Source organism: Marinobacter caseinilyticus (assembly GCF_011074955.1).
Taxonomy (GTDB): Bacteria; Pseudomonadota; Gammaproteobacteria; order Pseudomonadales; family Oleiphilaceae; genus Marinobacter; species Marinobacter caseinilyticus.
In genome coordinates this window covers 1-17694 of sequence record NZ_WUQJ01000017.1, presented here as the reverse complement: position 1 = coordinate 17694, position 17694 = coordinate 1, and the positions used below count along the sequence as shown (strand labels likewise).

The following is a 17694-nucleotide window of genomic DNA, read 5'->3' as shown; positions in this document are numbered from 1 at the left end:
ATAAATACCAAACTATCCTCAAGTTTTGAGTGAAATGTGCGACAACTACTGTATAAAAACACGGTTTCAAAATCGGTGGTCGTACTCGCTTGGGGGTTTTTGTGAAATACCTTATCTATCCGGCTGTTGCTTTGATGAATCGGCTGCCAATGTTCTACAAATTCAGCCTCATCAGCATCTTGTTTCTGCTTCCCATCGTTGCTTTGTCTTCTCTTGTGATCACTGATTTGAATCACTCGGTCGCAACGATTACGAAAGGTGTTGAAGGACTTGACCGGCTTAAAAAGGTCAACCATCTGCTTGATGCCTCCTACCGTTACCGAGACTACCGCGCACCGGGCAAGCTCAAAGAGGAAAGTGCTGCGTTAGCCAAAGCCGCCAAGGCCAGTGACACCATCGACAGTATTCTGACCACACTGTTGGACGAGCCAGCAGAATTTGATGTCAATGGCCATTGGAGCAATCAGGTCGAAGCATTGCGTGACGACTGGGAAACGTTGAAGTCCGAAGACATCTATCAGCAAACCATGGGGCCACAGTTCAAGTACTATCAGGAATTTGTGCAGAAGGTCCGGGCCTTGCTCTCCGCGACAATACAGATTTCCGGACTTGCGCAGGATGCGTCTCGCGAAAATCAGTTGTTGCTGGAACTGGCGGCCGTCACTCTACCGGACACATACAGCAGTGTCGGTCAGGCACGCTCATTCGGTGTATTTGCTCTATTGGACGGCCAGCTTGGCTATGCGCTGGGGGACACGTTGAATGAAATTTTCGATCGACTGATTAACCTCGACACACTGCTGCAGCCAGCGCTGAAGGTTACCGCCAGTGGCTCACCGGCGTTTTCAGAACAAGCCGAAGGCGCTATCGAAGAGGCCTCTGGCAGTCTGGCAAGGGTGAGAAGCGCATTGGAGATGAACGTTATTACGCCTATGCGTCTCGACATGCCCTGGGTGAAATATGACGGCATTATGTTGGCGGAGCTGCACCACATAGATGTCATGGAAAAAGCTATTTTTGACGTCATCGGTACAAATCTGGATCGCCGTTTAGCCGCTGAAATTAACCAGCGCCGCCTGATTTTCTTGGCGTTGTTCACGGTGCTGATAATTGTTGTCTATCTGTATGTTGGTTTCTTCATGTCGGTTCGAACGGCGATTTCATCTTTCAGCAAAGCCGCAAGAGAGGTGGCTGCCGGTGACATGACGGTTCAGATAAACCTCGACAACCGCGACGAGCTGGGCGAGTTGACGGTCGAATTCAACAGCATGACGTCCAAGATCGCTGAGCTGATTCGCTCCGTTACCAGAACCGCCAGCGATGTAGACCAGCAGGCAACCCGCGTTAATGAAACGGCAACGTCAAACAGCAATGCTGTCGCCCGCCAAATGGAAGAAACTCACCAGATTAACGATGCCATGCACCAGATGGTGGAAACGGTCCAGGAAGTGGCGGAAAGCGCCCTGCGGGCATCCGATTCCGCCGGTCAGGCTGAAAAGGATGCGGATCGAGGGCGAGAGGTGGTGGCGGAAACGGTGGCGACCATAAATCGACTCTCATCGGAAATTAACGGCGCAGTGGAGGTGATCCATCGGGTCAGTGCCGACAGCGCCAGCATCAGCCAGGGATTGGTCGAGATCAAAGCGATTGCTGAGCAAACCAACCTGTTGGCATTGAATGCCGCTATTGAGGCTGCACGGGCCGGCGACCAAGGGCGAGGCTTCGCTGTGGTGGCGGACGAGGTGCGTTCACTGTCTCAGCGCACCCACAAATCCACTGAAGAAATCGAAGGTATGATTTCCCGCTTACAGAGCGGTGTGAAGGATGCCGTTTCGGCGATGACAAACAGTCACGAGGTGACGGAAGCCACGGTCAGGAAATCCAGCGACGTCAGTGAAGCGCTGGACCGGATTGTCACCGGCATATCAACCATCGTGGATATGAGTCATCAGATTGCACAGGCGGCTGAGGAGCAGTCCGCTGTGGCCAAGAACGTAAACGCCAACGTCGAACAGATCAGTGTGCTTGGTCGTGAAACGGCCGGCAACGCTGACGAAACGCTCGGCGCCTCGCGACAAATGTCCGATCTCACCGCGTCCCTGCAGCGGCTGGTTGAGGCGTTTAGGGTTTCCTAGCAAGAGCACTCTCTGTCCGTCAGGTGTTCTGTTCCCAGAGCACCTCTTGGGCGCCTTCCCGGCGCGCTAACACCCGAGCGAATACAAATAGCAGGTCGGACAGCCGGTTCAGGTACTGCCGGCCGCTGCTGTTAATGGAGTCCTCGTGACTCAGCGCCACAACAACCCGCTCTGCCCGTCGGCACACGGCGCGTGCCATATGGCAATGCGCTGCGGTCATGGAACCCCCCGGCAAAATAAAGTTTTTCAGCGGTGGCAAAGCTTCGTTGTAAGCATCGAGCGTCTGTTCCAGCCATTGAATGTGTGTATCGTCGATGACGCTGGTACCGGGTATGGCAAACTCACCTCCCAGGTCGAACAGGTGATGCTGGATGCGTCGCAAAATAGGCACCAGTTCATCTTTGCTATCCAAATGTTCGATCAACACTCCGATTTGGCAGTTTAACTCGTCAGCCGAGCCCATGGCGTCAACCCGCTGGGCACTCTTGGCAATTCGGCTGCCATCCGCCAGCCCGGTTGAGCCATCGTCACCGGTTTTGGTGTAAATTTTTGAAAGTCGGTGCCCCATGGGGTGATCCTCATTGTGAAGGGTTTGCGAGGGATTGTACTCGCTCTGTGAGCATTCGGTTCACTGGCGCAGGCAGGTTCAGTTCTTCACAGCGCCGGGCGACATACCCGTTGATAAAGTCGATTTCCGTGCCCCGGCCCAGTTGCACGTCCCGTCGCATAGACGAAGTATTGCCGGCAGTGGCTCGAGCGACATCCTCAATGATTGACCGCAGCTCGGACGATGCCGTCGACTGACCTTCGGCGGTCATCCATGCGGCCAGTTCAGTGCAAAGCTCGTCAATATGACACTGATAAAATGGGTTCGTGAGAATTTCGCCGTTGGTGCAGTCGAGTAATGCAGTAAAGGCGTTGATTCCGGCGTTGACGGCAAGTTTGTGCCGAAGTCGCTGTTCAATGTTGTCCTCGGCCCGGACATCGAGCCGCGATTGACTGAGCAGGGCGACCACATCGGCGTGTGCGTGTTGCCCGGTTACGTTCAACGGCCCCACCCAGGTGGTGCCATGGCCAGCGTGTACGAGTTCATCGGCCACGGGTCGGTTGGCGCCTTCGGTGGTGCTTGCGGCTAGTACGGGACGACGTGGGTATGCGCGTGCAACGGCCTGCTGGATGCCCATTCCATTTTGGAACAGCACGACCGGTGTCGAATCCGGGATCCATTGCAGGGCGGTACTCAAGGCCGCCAGCGTATCCGGGGCCTTGGTGGTGACTAGTAAAGCAGTAACAGGACCTGGCAAGGGCAGGTGTTGCCAGGGTATTGACTGTGGGCGGCGGGCCCCGTCTGACGACACCAACCGGTAGTCGCAAGTGACCCCGCTCTGGTCAGGCTTGGCAACAAAGGCGACCGAGCCGTGAGGCATCAGGGCCGCCCACAACCGGCCGAGTGCGCCGGCGCCAAGTATCAGGCATTCCATGGGATTACATGGCCTCGATGGCGGTCCGCTGATCACCGAGTCGTTTCAGACTGCCTTCGACATCGCGGAGCTTGTCCTGCTCCTTTTCCACCACTTCGGCGGGCGCTTTGGCCGTGAACTTCTCATTGCCGAGTTTGCCCTTGATCCGGCCGATCTCTTTGGTGAGCCGTTCAAGTTCTTTGTCCAGGCGAGCGATTTCAGCCGTCTTGTCGATCAGCCCGGCCATGGGCACCAGCACTTCCATCTCACCGACCAGTTGCGTGGCCGACATGGGAGCATCGCCACCGTCCAGCCACTCAAGGCTCTCGAGTTTGGCCAGGGAGCTTAGGAATTGACGATTTTCTGTCATCCGGCGCAGATCGTCCTGGTCGTGACCCCGGAGCATTACTGGAATCCGGCGGGCCGGTGATATGTTCATTTCGCCCCGTATATTCCGTACGGCAACAATCACACCCTTCAGCCACTCAATGTCGGCACTGGCCTTGTCGTCCTGGCGACTGGCATCCGGAACCGGATAGGGTTGCAGCATGATGCTGTCGCCCTGTTTACCCGCCAGCGGCGCAATTCGTTGCCATATTTCTTCGGTAATAAATGGCATGATCGGATGAGCCAGACGCAGAATGCTCTCCAGTACCCGAACCAGTGTCCGGCGTGTTCCGCGCTTGGCTTCGACGCTGGCATTATCATCGCTCAGAGAGGGTTTGGAGAGCTCCAGATACCAGTCGCAGTATTCGTTCCAGATAAACTCGTACAGGGCGTAGGCGGCGAGATCAAATCGGTATTGGTCCAGATGCCGGATGACATCCTGCTCGCAGTGCTGCAGTTCGCTGATGATCCAACGATCGGCCAGGGACAGCGTTACGTCCTTTTGCTCAACGCCGCAATCTTCGCCTTCGGTGTTCATCAACACATACCGGGCAGCATTCCACAGTTTGTTGCAGAAGTTGCGGTAACCTTCGAGGCGTTTCATGTCCCAGTTAATGTCGCGGCCAGTCGATGCCAGAGCCGTCAGGGTGAAGCGCAGAGCGTCCGTACCATGGGGCGCGATGCCTTCGGGGAATTCCTTTTGGGTGCGCTTGCCAATTTTCTCGGCCAGTTTCGGCTGCATCAGGTTGCCGGTTCGCTTCTCCATCAGCTCGTCGAGGGTGATACCGTCAATCATGTCCAGTGGGTCCAGGACATTGCCCTTGGACTTGGACATCTTCTGACCTTGCTCGTCGCGAATCAGACCCGTCACGTAGACAGTTTTGAATGGCACCTGTGGCGTGCCGTCATCGTCCTTCATGAAATGCATGGTCATCATGATCATTCTGGCGACCCAGAAGAAGATGATATCAAACCCGGTGACCAGCACATCCGTGGGGTGGAAGGTTTTAAGGCGTTCGGTTATCTCGGGCCAGCCGAGAGTGCCAAAGGTCCACAACGCCGAACTGAACCAGGTGTCAAGGACGTCGTCGTCCTGTTTTAGAGCAATACCGTCGGCCAACTGATACTTGGCTCGCACGGCGGCTTCGTCGTGGCCGACGTATATGTTGCCATCGGCGTCGTACCAGGCCGGAATCCGGTGACCCCACCAGAGTTGGCGCGAAATACACCAATCCTGAATATCGCGCATCCAGGAGAAGTACATGTTCTCGTATTGCTTGGGGACAAATTGGATTCGGCCGTCTTCCACCGCTTCAATGGCCGGTTTGGCCAAGGTTTTGGCATCGGCGAACCATTGGTCCGTCAACATGGGCTCGATGATCAGGCCGGAGCGGTCGCCCCGGGGCACACTCAGAACATGATCTTCGACCCGATCAAGCAACCCGGCTGCATCCATGTCGGCCGCAATCTGCTTTCTGGCGTCTTCCCGGGTCAGGCCTGCATAGGCACTGGGGAGCGTTGCGTCGAATTCGGTATTGAGGGTGCCGTCACTGTTGAAGACTTCCGCGCAGGCGCGGATGGTGGCGTCCTGGGTCAGAACATTCATCATTGGCAATTGATTGCGTTTGCCAACGGCGTAGTCGTTGAAGTCGTGTGCCGGGGTGATCTTGACGCAACCACTGCCTTTTTCCGGGTCGGCGTGTTCGTCGGCAATAATCGGAATATCGCGGCCAACCAGCGGCAGTCGCACGGTTTTGCCGATCAAATGCTGGTAGCGCTCGTCCGTCGGATGCACCGCTACCGCCGTATCGCCCAGCATGGTTTCGGGGCGAGTGGTGGCCACCACCAGGTAGTCTTTGCCGTCTTGGGTCTGGGCGCCGTCCGCCAGCGGGTAGCGCAAATGCCAAAAATGGCCTTTTTCTTCTTTATTCTCGACCTCAAGGTCCGAAATTGCCGTGTGGAGTTTGGGGTCCCAGTTGACCAGGCGCTTGCCCCGGTAAACCAGGCCTTCATCAAAGAGCCGGATGAACACTTCCTGAACTGCTTTGTAGAAGCCGTCGTCCATAGTGAAGCGCTCGTGCTCCCAGTCCACTGAATTGCCGAGTCTGCGCATTTGACGGGTAATGGTACCGCCGGACTCCTGCTTCCAGTCCCAGATTCGTTTGATGAACTCTTCACGCCCGAGATCATGCCGGGTCTTGCCTTCTTCCACACCCAGTTTGCGTTCGACCACCATTTGCGTTGCGATGCCCGCATGGTCTGTGCCCACCTGCCACAAGGTATTGTGACCCTGCATGCGTTTGTAGCGGGTAAGGGTGTCCATGATGGTGTGCTGGAACGCATGGCCCATGTGCAGGCTGCCGGTGACATTGGGTGGCGGAATCATCTGACTGAAGGACTCACCCTGACCGGATGGGCGGAAATAGCCCTTGCTTTCCCAGTTCTGGTACCACTGACGCTCGATGTTTTCTGGCTGGTAGGTCTTTTCCATGGAGTTTCTGCTAATGACCGTTTGATGAAAATAATGACGAATTTTGGGAGCCGTAATTATACATGGTCATGGTTGTCGCGGCGAACCATGGTCTTTTCTGGCGCGAAGGCACCAGAGGGGGCGTTCAGTCACGGCGGGCTGTTAGGATTTCTGTCTCTGGTCGTGTACCCGGGGCGTGATTCCCATTGCTCTGAGCTGTTTGAAGTGAGCTCGTGCCTGATGGAGGACATCGGGATCGTTGTGTGCGACCAGAGCCAACCGTTTAAAGAGGTTGGCCTGGGCAGGTAGTGTGGTGGCAAGCATTATCACCGTATCCCAGTCGGTGGCCTCAGGCGCACACGTCAGAATGCCAACCGGGTCGGAGCAGGGCGCCGACGGGTCGGAAACCACGCTGTGGGGAATGAACGCATCGGGGTTGAACTGCCACAGCAGGTCGTCCAGTTCCTCGGCGTGAGCCGCGCTATCACACACAATTGCCACCCGGTCCCCTTGCTGCCAGGCCTTGTCCACCAGCCGCACCGCATGAAGGTTACGGGCAGCTGGGGTGGCCTGGGACAGTATGTGGAACCAGTAGGACGGGTCCCCAGGGGGCGCTTTACTTGCCGACATGGGATAGCAGGTAGTCGACCAGCAAGGGCACTGGGCGCCCGGTGGAGCCTTTGGCTTTACCCGAATTCCAGGCGGTGCCCGCAATGTCCAGATGAGCCCAGCGGTAGTCTTTGGTAAAGCGAGACAGGAAGCAGGCGGCCGTGACCGAGCCCGCCGGTCGGCCACCAATATTTTGCATATCGGCGAAGTTACTGTCGAGCTGACTCTGATAGTCGTCCCACAGTGGCAGGCGCCAAACCCGGTCGCAGGCACGCTCGCCGGCTGCCGTCAATTGTGCGGCAAGCGCCTCGTCGTTGCTGAACAACCCAGTGGCATGACTGCCAAGTGCGACGATGACGGCGCCAGTCAGGGTTGCCAGATCCACGACGGTGGCGGGGTCGAAGCGTTTGGCGTACGTGAGGGCATCGCACAGCACCAGGCGACCCTCGGCATCGGTATTGAGAATCTCAATGGTTTGCCCGGACATGGAGGTCACAATGTCTCCTGGCCGGGTCGCTGTGCCGCTCGGCATGTTTTCGGCTGCGGCAATGACCGCGACGACATTGATGGCGGGCTTGGTTTCGGCGATTGTTTGCATGGCGCCAAAGACACCGGCGGCACCACCCATGTCATATTTCATTTCGTCCATGCCTTCGCCCGGCTTCAGGCTGATGCCTCCGGTGTCAAAGGTGATGCCCTTGCCGACCAGTACATGGGGCTTGTCCTTGGCCTTTCCACCCCGATATTCCATCACGATCAACCGCGCCGGCTGGGCACTGCCGGCCGACACCGACAGTAACGAGTGCATGCCCAGCTTCTTCATCTGCTTCTCATCAAGGATCTCGGTCTTGATCACCTCATGATCCTTGGCAAGTTGTTCAGCCTGCTCGGCCAACCAGCTCGGATGGCAGACGTTCGGTGGCGTGTTACCAAGATCCTTGGTCAGGTTCATGCCGCGACCGGTGGCAAGTCCCAGATCAAAGGCGTCTTTTAATGCCTTGCCCGTGCCCGTGGCTGACACCGTGACCTTGGTCAGTTTAAGTGCCGGCGCCTTTTCGCTTTTAAAACCGCTGAAGCGGTACAACTGGTCCTCCAGTGTGCGGCCAATCAAGCTTAGGCGAGCAGCCTCACTGGTCTCGTCATCACCACCGGTAATGGGAGTGTCAGTCAGTGCCAGGTGCACCTGCTTCGAGGGACCCTCTTTCAATTGCCCGACCGCTGCGGTCAGGGCTTTTCTGAAGTTGGCGGCCGAACGGTCGGAATCGGCGCCGGTCCCAACCACCAAAAGCCGGGGCCAGGATTGCTTGGTCAGCGGCACGGACAATGTGGATGCGTTCTTGCCGGTTACATCACCGGACTTGATGAGTTCACCCAAAAAGCCACCCAGTGCTTCGTCCGCCTGCCGGGTTGATTCAGGCCAGTCGCCTTTTTCTGGCACGGCAACGACCAGGCAATCGGCCTTGGCGGTAGCGAGTGGTTTGTTGCTGAGGGTAAAGTTCATAATCTCTCCGGGCTGTTTACGAAAACGTGGGTAAGCAATACCGTCTACAGTCCTCCACACAAGCAATTTACTCGTTGTTTCGTCAGGGCGGGACTGTATTTTATCAAGCGTACCAGAAAGTTGATGGCAGGCTCGGTCTGTCATTCGGCGATCAGGTTACATAGAATAGCGAGGTCGCCACCGGCCTGCCACTCATTGGCGGCCCTTATCCACCGAATCGACCAGACAGAGAGTGCTTTGGCCATCATTTTCCGATACCTGACACGACAAGTGATGATCAGCATGCTGGCGGTGTCCGGTGTTCTGCTGATGGTATTCATGAGTGGTCGTTTCATAAAATATCTGGCGGATGCCGCTGCCGGAAAAATTTCCGCCGATGTGCTGTTCCAGATCATGGGGTATCGGTTTCCGGGGTTTCTTGAGCTCATTTTGCCGCTCGGATTCTTTATCGGAATTTTGTTGGCCTACGGGCGCATGTACCTCGAAAGTGAAATGACGGTGCTGTTCGCCTGTGGAGTCAGCGATCGTCAACTGCTGGCCAAGACACTGGTCGGCAGTGTGTTCGTGATGCTGGTGGTCGGTGCAATGAGCTTGTACCTCTCGCCCTGGGGAATGAAACAGGTTGAGAACATTTTGAATGAGCAGCGCCAGGCCACCGAATTTGAAATGCTTGCTCCTGGCCGTTTTCAGAATTTGGCGAGCGGTGGTCGGGTGACGTACACCGAATCGCTCAGTGGCGACAAGCGTGAGTTGCGAGGCGTTTTCATTGCGCAGTTCTCGCCCTCGGAAGAGAGCCTCACGTTGATATCGGCGGATACCGGCTCGCAATTTATCGACGAACGGACCGGGAGTCGGTTTTTGGTCCTGGAGGGCGGCAAGCGATTCGAAGGGATGCCCGGAAAGTTGAACTACGCGGTGACCGATTTCGACGCCTACGGGCTGCGTATCGAAAGTGCCAATGGCCGTGAAAAGGTCCTGGAGGAGGCCGTCAGTACCCGACAGTTGATGGACTCTGATGATCTTAAGGCCAGAGCATTGCTACATTGGCGGTTTTCGTTACCACTGATTGTACCTATTGTAACCTTGCTGGCGGTTCGGCTTTGCCGGGTAAATCCGCGCCAGGGACGGTTTTTCCATCTGTTGCCGGCCATGCTGCTCTACATTCTCTACCTCGGTTTGCTCATCGTGGCTCGAGACGCTTTGGCGACCGGTAAGGTGCCAGAGTGGGTCGGTCTGTTGTGGGTTCACGGCGTTTTTCTGGCGTTGGGCCTGTGGATGAACTTCGGTTCCGATTGGCTAAGAAAACGGCGCTTGCAACGTGAGGTTGAGCACCATGCGTAAGCTTGACAACTACGTTATTCGCACCGTTGGCGGCGCCATGTTCTTGGTCATGGTGGTGGTACTGTCGCTGGATTTCATCTTTGGTTTTATCGCCGAGCTTGATGACACCAAAAACGATTACCAGACGCTGCAAGCGTTGATGTACGTGTTGTTAACATTGCCGCGACGAATATACGACTACTTGCCCCTCGGCGCATTCATGGGGTGCCTGGTGGGGTTGGGCACCATGGCCAGTTCGTCGGAGCTTACCGTTATCCGGGCGGCGGGTGTGTCGATTCGACGGATTGTGTGGTCAGCAATGAAGCCGACGCTGATCATTGTGGTTCTGGGCTTATTGATTGGTGAGTACTTAGCGCCCCCGCTCGAACGGGTGGCCCAGAGCGAGAAAGCCGTGGCGCAGGGAGCCGGCCAGAATATCGCGTCCGCCACCGGGATTTGGCACCGGGAAGGCGACACCTTTATCCATTTAAATGCGGTACAGCCAAACGGCGTCTTGCACGGCGTATCATTGTTCGAGTTTGCCGAGGATCGCTGGATGGCCTCGGCCACGTTTGCGAAGCGCGCGATTTATCAGGGGGACTATTGGCTCCTGGAAGAGGTCACGACCACCAACCTTTCCGAGGAAGGCACCACTCAAGATAGCAGGCGCCGGGTTCGCTGGGATACCGGCCTGTCGCCCGAAGTTTTGAGTGTGTTGATTGTGAAGCCTGAAAACCTGTCGATATCCGGACTGTTCACCTATGCGTCCTACTTGAGTGAGCAGGATCTCAACGCCACGTCTTATTGGCTGGCATTCTGGAAGAAGGCGTTGATGCCCCTGGGTACGGCGGTGATGGTGCTGGTGGCGATTTCGTTTGTGTTTGGTCCGCTGCGCTCCGTCACCATGGGTTTCCGGGTGTTTACCGGGCTGATTGTGGGCCTGCTCTTTAAGTATATGCAGGACCTGCTGGGCCCTATGAGCCTGGTATTCGGCTTCAACCCGGTGCTGGCGATCCTGGTGCCCATCGCCATCAACGCCGCTGTCGGGTTTATGCTGATGCGGCGAGTGGGGTAGCGCTTCAGTCGGTTTTTTTGTTGGCTATGCTCACCACTCGGCTTTCCGAGAACCGGTCCGTCCAGGTTGCCTTATTGCCATCCCAGAGCATCCAGAAGTACCCCAGGCCGGCGGTTAGCCAACTGGCCCAGCCCATCATGTAACGGAGCAGCGCCTGGATCCAGCTGATGGATGTACCATTGCTGTTTTCCACGCGTATGCGCCAAACCTGCATGCCAAGTGTCTGGCCGTTGCGAGTCCAGAAATAGGCAAAGAAAAGGTAAAGAATCACGAATAAAAATGAGGACAGCAGAGGGTCGGTGTTCAGCGCACCAGCCTCCGCGAGCTCCATGTAATGATCAAATCCTACCGCCCAGGCGGCCAGTAATGTGTAACCCCAAGTGGCCACCAACAACACCGCGATGCAGATCAGGCCGTCATACAACATGGCCAACAAGCGTTTGACCAACGAAGCGGGCGGCAGCTGTTCATCCGGGGCATGAAAACGGCGGGGCATAGTGACTCCTCATGCAGCGAATCTTGATGGCCGATTCGCAAGTAAATAACAAGGGTGATTGAATGGGCCGCGAGTATAGCCTATTTGTCCTAAAGATTGCGTGCTGATTGCCGATAACAAAGGCAGTTCAGGGCAACCTGAAGCGCGGATATCATTCTTCAGGAGTTTGCCATGGTTTCGCCACTGAGCCCCTTCGTTTCCGGCACGAAATTGGTTGCTGCCGATGCGCCCAATGCGCCAGCCCGCGAATCGAAAACGCAAGAGAGCGATACCGGTCACCGGTCTCGTGTGTTGACGGCGGACGATGGCATCGCTGTTCTCCGCGAGCGCCTGGGGCAGCGGATGCGTTTGTTTGGAGTGGGGCCGGCTGAGCGTCCGGAAACGGGTCGGTTTGAACCCCCCACAGCCGCTCAGGTGGCCAATAGAATCCTTGGATTTGTCGAAGCAAAATTGGCCAGGGAGCAAGCCAGTGGCGCCAGTGTGGAAAGGCTCGCCAGTCTTTTAGAGGCGGCCCGCGAGGGCGTGGAAAAGGGTTTCTCGGAGGCGCGTGAACAAATTGACGCGCTTGGCCTGCTAAATGATGACTTGGCACGCGATATCGACGCCAGCTTTAAGCGGGTGGGTGCGGGCCTTGAAAATCTCAGTGACCGATTTCTGAGGGGTGAGCCGGCAGCTTTGGCGGCCACCACCTCCACCACGATTCAAGCTACCTCGCGCCAGCAGCTGTCTTTCGAGATTGTTACACGGGATGGTGATCGGGTATCGGTCACCATGGATGAGCGGCGATACGACAGCAAGGCGGCCGTCGTCGTGCCCTCGGCTGATGGTTCTGGTGCTACAGGTTTTGAGCAGCAGACCTTTGTCGGCCGGTATGAGGTCAGGGTGACAGGCGAGCTGGATCAGGGGGAGCAGCAGGCGCTGGTGAGCTTGTTTGAAGGGGCACAATCCGTGAGCGAGCGGTTTTTCAGCGGTGACGTTCTCGGTGCATTCAAAGAAGTGCAGTCGCTGGGCCTTGGGGGCGACGAATTGGCCAGCTACAGCCTCAATCTCAGCTACGCCCGCGCCAGTCGTGTGGCTTCCTATGCGAGTGTTGCACCTCAATCAGGGGCCAGACTGACGCCCATGGCGGCGCTGGCCGATGGCCTGCGTGACGTGTCGAATCGGGCGGATCGGGTGAGCGTGCCGGAGGCATCCTTGGGACAATTGCTGGAGCGTATGATGGTAGATGCCAAGGAGAGGATGGGTGTATCTTTACCGCTGGCCACCGAAAACCTTATGGCGGATTTCTGGCAGGCAATGCTGGGTCAGTTCGCAGAATCCCGTGGTGAAGACCCGGTTTCGTAACCTCAAGTGTTTCGTGTCATTAGGCTGTAATCGATATTTTGTTGATTTTCATTGGCTGATTCACGGTCAGGGCCGCCTTTCTCGTTTTTCCTCTTCCAGGCCTATGCTAGAGTAGCGGCTTTGTGCGGCGCTGTCGGCAGCTTTAAAACCAAGTCAAACCGACGTCGCAACCTCTATTCGAAAGACTGATCGATTAATCAGGGCAGGGTTATGAAAACCGCAGAATTGCGACAGGCGTTTCTGGATTACTTCCAACAACAGGGTCATACCATCGTTCCCAGCAGCTCGCTGGTGCCAGCTGATGACCCAACCCTGCTGTTTACCAATGCAGGTATGAATCAGTTCAAGGACGTTTTTCTCGGTCGAGAGAAAAGAGACTACAGCCGTGCCACCACGTCGCAAAAGTGCGTGCGGGCCGGTGGTAAGCACAACGACCTTGAAAATGTCGGCTATACCGCGCGTCACCATACGTTTTTTGAAATGTTGGGTAACTTCAGTTTTGGTGACTATTTCAAGCGTGAGGCGATTCAATTTGCCTGGACGTTCCTGACCAGCGATGCCTGGCTCGGGTTGCCCGCCGAGAAGCTCTGGATCACCGTCTACGCCTCCGATGACGAGGCGTTTGATATCTGGAATAGGGAAATGGGTGTGCCTGCCGACCGCATTATCCGCATCGGCGATAATGGCGGGGCGCCCTACGCCTCGGACAATTTTTGGCAGATGGGCGATACCGGTCCGTGCGGTCCGTGCAGCGAGATATTTTTCGACCATGGTCCTGACGTGGCGGGTGGCCCGCCGGGAAGCCCCGAAGAAGACGGCGACCGTTACATCGAAATCTGGAACGTCGTGTTTATGCAGTTCAACCGCACGGCGGATGGCGAAATGCAGCCGCTGCCAAAGCCGTCGGTGGATACCGGAATGGGGCTCGAACGTATCACCGCTGTGCTGCAGGGCGTTCACAGCAACTACGAAATCGATCTGTTTCAGGACCTGTTAGCGGCCGCTTCAGACATTCTTGGCGGTGTCGAGACCACCGAGGCTTCACTGCGAGTGGTGGCGGATCACATTCGGTCCTGCGCATTCCTGATCGCCGATGGCGTTATGCCGTCCAATGAAGGGCGGGGCTTTGTGTTGCGGCGGATTATTCGCCGTGCGTCCCGTCACGGCAACAAGCTTGGCGCCAAAGGCACCTTTTTTCACAAGTTGACCGGTGCGTTGGTTGAGCTGATGGGCGATGCCTATCCCCAGTTGGTCCGCAGTAAGGCGCAAATTGAAAAGGTGCTGCTGCAGGAAGAAGAGCAGTTTGCAAAAACACTGGAGCATGGGCTCCGGTTACTGGAGCAGGACATTGCCAAACTCAAGGGAACGGTGATTCCGGGAGACACCATCTTTACACTTTACGACACCTATGGGTTCCCCGTTGATTTGACCAACGATATTGCCCGCGAGCGAGGCCTGACGCTGGATTACGACGGCTACGAGCAGGCAATGAATCAGCAGCGTGAAAGGGCTCGGGCGGCAAGTAAATTTGGCATTGATTACAACGCCGGGCTAACGCTGGATGGGCAGACGGAGTTCACCGGTTATGAGCACATCGACGGCCATGAAACCATCCGCACGGTGATTGTGGCGGGTGAAGAGAAGAACGCTCAGGCCGGCGATGAGGCGGTGGTTGTGTTGGAGCGCACGCCGTTTTACGCCGAGTCGGGCGGTCAGGTTGGTGACGTTGGGTTATTGACCTGGAGCGGTGGCCGCTTCCAGGTCACGGACACACGAAAGGAAGGGCTGCACCATCTTCACATTGGCACCGTAATTGAGGGTGAGTTGTTTGCCGGCCTGGAAGTAGATGCCCGAATTGACCATGCCCGCCGTCAGGCAACAGCGCTAAACCATTCCGCCACGCATTTGTTGCATGCCGCATTGCGCAGGCAACTGGGAGATCATGTCACCCAGAAGGGCTCGTTGGTGGATCCGGATAAGCTGCGTTTTGATTTCTCGCATTTTGAAGCATTGACGCCGGAAGAGCTTCGTGAGATTGAGCATCAGGTCAACGAGCAAATCCGCGCCAACACACCGGTTGCGACTGAGCTGACCGATATGGAACAAGCTCAGGCAAAAGGTGCCATGGCTCTGTTCGGTGAGAAATACGGTGATACCGTTCGTGTACTCAGCATGGGTACCGACGATTATTCGGTGGAGCTGTGCGGGGGCACGCACGTGTCTCGGACCGGCGACATCGGTCTGTTGAAAATTACCTCTGAAAGCGGCATTTCGTCAGGGGTTCGACGAATCGAAGCGGTCACCGGTGAAGGCGCTTTGCGTTGGATTGATGAAACCGAGCAATCGCTTCGAGACGTGGCGCGGCTGGTAAAAGGGTCAAGGGATACTGTCACTGAAAAAGTACAGGCGACACTGGACCGCACGCGACTGCTTGAAAAGGAGCTTGAGCAACTGAAGTCCAGGCTGGCGAGCTCGGCTGGGTCCGACCTGGCAAGTTCCGCAGTGGATGTGAATGGCCTCAAAGTCGTCGCGGCTGTGATGGACGGTGCTGACAGAAAGGCACTCATGGAAACCGCCGATCAGTTGAAAAACAAGTTGGGCGAGGGCGTTGTGGTGCTTGCCAGTGTGGAGGACGGTAAAGTCACCTTGGTGGCGGGTGTCACGAAATCGGCGACAAACCGCGTCAAAGCCGGTGATTTGATGAAACACCTCGCCAGTCTGGTGGGTGGTAAAGGTGGTGGTCGGCCAGACATGGCCCAAGGCGGTGGTACTGATCCGTCCAAGCTGGCTGATGCACTTGGCGGTGTACCAGAGTGGGTCGCCCAGGCGACCTCCTGAGCGTCTGTTTTAAAATGAGCCGCCGGTTTATACTCCGGCGGTTGTGAAGCGCTGGCACAGTGTGTCGTTGAACAATCCCTGATTGGATATTGGGAAGCACATGGCTCTCTTGGTTCAAAAATTTGGTGGTACATCGGTTGGCACAACTGACCGAATAGAAGCGGTTGCAGAAAAGGTCTGCCGGTTTCGCAAGGAAGGGCATGATATTGTTGTCGTAGTGTCTGCGATGAGCGGCGAGACCAATCGGTTGATCGGGTTGGCCAATGCTATTATGGAAGACCCGGTTCCCCGTGAAATGGATGTGTTGGTATCGACGGGTGAACAGGTCACCATTGCATTACTGGCAATGGCCCTTAAAAAGCATGGCTGCGAAGCAAGATCCTACACCGGCTCCCAGGTCCGGATACTGACGGACAGTGCCCACACCAAAGCCCGCATTCGTCAGATTGATGAGCAGCGCATGCGCGAAGACTTGTCGGCGGGACGTGTGGTCGTGGTTGCCGGTTTTCAGGGTATTGACGAGCTTGGCAATATAACAACACTGGGGCGCGGTGGGTCCGATACCACGGCTGTTGCCCTGGCGGCGGCGCTCAAAGCCGATGAGTGCCAGATTTATACCGATGTGGATGGTGTCTATACCACCGACCCGCGCGTTGTCGACAGCGCGCGAAGGCTGGACCGGATCACATTTGAAGAAATGATCGAAATGGCGAGTCTGGGTTCAAAAGTGCTCCAGATCCGTGCGGTAGAATTTGCGGGTAAATACAATGTCCCCCTCAGGGTGTTGTCGAGCTTCCAGGAAGGCGACGGCACACTGATTACTCTTGAGGATGAAAGTGTCATGGAACAACCGGTTGTTTCCGGCATAGCGTTTAATCGGGATGAAGCTAAGCTAACTATATCTGGCGTGCCTGATACGCCGGGAAGTGCGCTTCGTATATTAAAGCCTATCAGCAGTGCTAATATCGAAGTGGATATGATTGTGCAAAATGTGGGCGCTGACAATCGCACGGACTTTACCTTTACCGTGCACAGGAATGATTTCAGACGCGCCAAGGAAGTGCTGCAGCAGGTCGCAGATGACTTGGGTGCCCGCGAGGTCAGCGGTGACAGCAAGATCGCCAAAGTCAGTATCGTTGGTGTGGGGATGCGCTCTCATGCCGGGGTCGCGACCCAGATGTTTGAAGCGCTGTCCAATGAAGGCATTAATATTCAGATGATCTCCACATCCGAAATCAAAATTTCGGTGGTGATCAATGAGAAGTATCTTGAGCTGGCCGTTCGGGCGCTGCACAGCGCGTTTGAACTGCATAAGCCCGAGGTCGAGGTTTGATCCGACGGAGCAACAGGTCGATCCGTCCAGACCTTGTACATTAAAAGGGAGCCATTCCCTGGTGCTGGCACCTGAGCAATGACCGTAAAGGATTGTTCGTCTGTTAGCCGGTGCGCGGCCCCAATATAAATAACAGTAGTGTTTTTTCAAAGTCGGAACAGGTAGCTCTGGATATAGGGAGTAAAGGACATGCTAATTTTGACTCGCCGTGTTGGCGAAACCCTTATGGTTGGTGACGAAGTAACGGTCACTGTTCTTGGGGTCAAGGGAAATCAGGTGCGTATTGGTGTTAACGCACCGAAAGAAGTGGCCGTTCACCGGGAAGAGATTTATCAGCGTATTCAGAGTGAGAAAGGCGACTCTGAAGGTCCTGAGCCCGGCAATAGCTAGAGTAGAGAGAACCGCTCAGGATCATCTGGGCGGCTTTTTTTGGGTGCTGGTTTTTCCAGACGAAAATTCGAAAAGAAAAACCGGAGTCAACCCTATGAAAACAGAAAAATTATGGTAGTATACGCCCCGTTCTCAAGGAGAGGTGGGTGAGTGGCTGAAACCAGCTCCCTGCTAAGGAGCCATACGCATTGCGCGTATCGAGGGTTCGAATCCCTCCCTCTCCGCCATTCTCATCGTAGTGAGATAATGAGAGCACGGTAGGCAATTGCAGTAGTTTTTGAAGCGCGGCTGTAGCTCAGCTGGATAGAGTACTCGGCTACGAACCGAGCGGTCGGA

13 protein-coding genes and 1 tRNA gene are annotated in these 17694 nt (G+C 55.9%); 8 read left to right on the top strand and 6 right to left on the bottom strand.

Going from position 1 to position 17694, the window contains the following annotated elements; all coding sequences use genetic code 11:
* Positions 1-101 precede the first annotated feature (101 nt).
* Positions 102-2135 (top strand): methyl-accepting chemotaxis protein, encoded by a 2034-nt coding sequence (locus GRX64_RS06390; protein ID WP_166264867.1) that lies wholly within the window; start codon positions 102-104, stop codon positions 2133-2135.
* Between the two features lie 19 nt (positions 2136-2154).
* On the opposite strand, the gene GRX64_RS06385 is transcribed toward GRX64_RS06390, so the two are convergent.
* From GRX64_RS06385 to GRX64_RS06365, 5 genes are all read right to left on the bottom strand, one after another.
* Positions 2155-2703, bottom strand: coding sequence for a cob(I)yrinic acid a,c-diamide adenosyltransferase (locus tag GRX64_RS06385; protein ID WP_166264864.1), 549 nt, complete (start codon positions 2701-2703; stop codon positions 2155-2157).
* A 10-nt stretch (positions 2704-2713) separates the two neighbouring features.
* Entirely contained in the window at positions 2714-3616 is a 903-nt protein-coding gene (locus GRX64_RS06380; RefSeq protein WP_166264861.1) for a ketopantoate reductase family protein, read from the bottom strand.
* 4 nt (positions 3617-3620) lie between these two features.
* Positions 3621-6473, bottom strand: a complete 2853-nt coding sequence (locus tag GRX64_RS06375; protein ID WP_166264858.1) for a valine--tRNA ligase — start codon at positions 6471-6473, stop codon at positions 3621-3623.
* Positions 6474-6614: 141 nt separating this feature from the next.
* Complete coding sequence (locus GRX64_RS06370) at positions 6615-7082, bottom strand: DNA polymerase III subunit chi (protein ID WP_166264855.1); 468 nt, start codon at positions 7080-7082, stop codon at positions 6615-6617.
* Positions 7069-8562, bottom strand: a complete 1494-nt coding sequence (locus GRX64_RS06365) for a leucyl aminopeptidase (RefSeq protein ID WP_166264852.1) — start codon at positions 8560-8562, stop codon at positions 7069-7071. Before GRX64_RS06365 ends, GRX64_RS06370 begins: the two co-directional genes overlap by 14 nt.
* Positions 8563-8799: 237 nt before the next feature.
* On the opposite strand from GRX64_RS06365, the gene lptF reads away from it, so the two are divergent.
* A complete protein-coding gene (lptF, locus tag GRX64_RS06360) occupies positions 8800-9903 on the top strand; it encodes an LPS export ABC transporter permease LptF (RefSeq protein WP_235937543.1) in 1104 nt (367 codons plus the stop codon).
* On the top strand, positions 9896-10957 hold the full coding sequence (gene lptG, locus GRX64_RS06355; protein ID WP_166264846.1) for an LPS export ABC transporter permease LptG: 1062 nt from the start codon (positions 9896-9898) through the stop codon (positions 10955-10957). The genes lptF and lptG overlap by 8 nt, the downstream gene beginning before the upstream one ends.
* A gap of 4 nt (positions 10958-10961) precedes the next feature.
* Here lptG and GRX64_RS06350 read toward each other — a convergent pair whose 3' ends face one another.
* Entirely contained in the window at positions 10962-11453 is a 492-nt protein-coding gene (locus GRX64_RS06350) for an RDD family protein (RefSeq protein ID WP_166264843.1), read from the bottom strand.
* Positions 11454-11624: 171 nt separating this feature from the next.
* On the opposite strand from GRX64_RS06350, the gene GRX64_RS06345 reads away from it, so the two are divergent.
* The 5 genes from GRX64_RS06345 to GRX64_RS06325 all read left to right on the top strand — a co-directional run bounded on the left by GRX64_RS06345 (position 11625) and on the right by GRX64_RS06325 (position 17585).
* Positions 11625-12797, top strand: coding sequence for a DUF5610 domain-containing protein (locus GRX64_RS06345; RefSeq protein ID WP_166264838.1), 1173 nt, complete (start codon positions 11625-11627; stop codon positions 12795-12797).
* A 210-nt stretch (positions 12798-13007) separates the two neighbouring features.
* Positions 13008-15635 (top strand): alanine--tRNA ligase, encoded by a 2628-nt coding sequence (alaS, locus tag GRX64_RS06340; RefSeq protein ID WP_166264835.1) that lies wholly within the window; start codon positions 13008-13010, stop codon positions 15633-15635.
* Positions 15636-15735: 100 nt separating this feature from the next.
* A complete protein-coding gene (locus GRX64_RS06335) occupies positions 15736-16968 on the top strand; it encodes an aspartate kinase (RefSeq protein ID WP_166264834.1) in 1233 nt (410 codons plus the stop codon).
* Positions 16969-17157: 189 nt separating this feature from the next.
* Complete coding sequence (csrA, locus tag GRX64_RS06330; RefSeq protein ID WP_166264832.1) at positions 17158-17358, top strand: carbon storage regulator CsrA; 201 nt, start codon at positions 17158-17160, stop codon at positions 17356-17358.
* A 136-nt stretch (positions 17359-17494) separates the two neighbouring features.
* Positions 17495-17585 (top strand) — tRNA-Ser (locus GRX64_RS06325).
* The last annotated feature ends 109 nt before the right edge of the window (positions 17586-17694 follow it).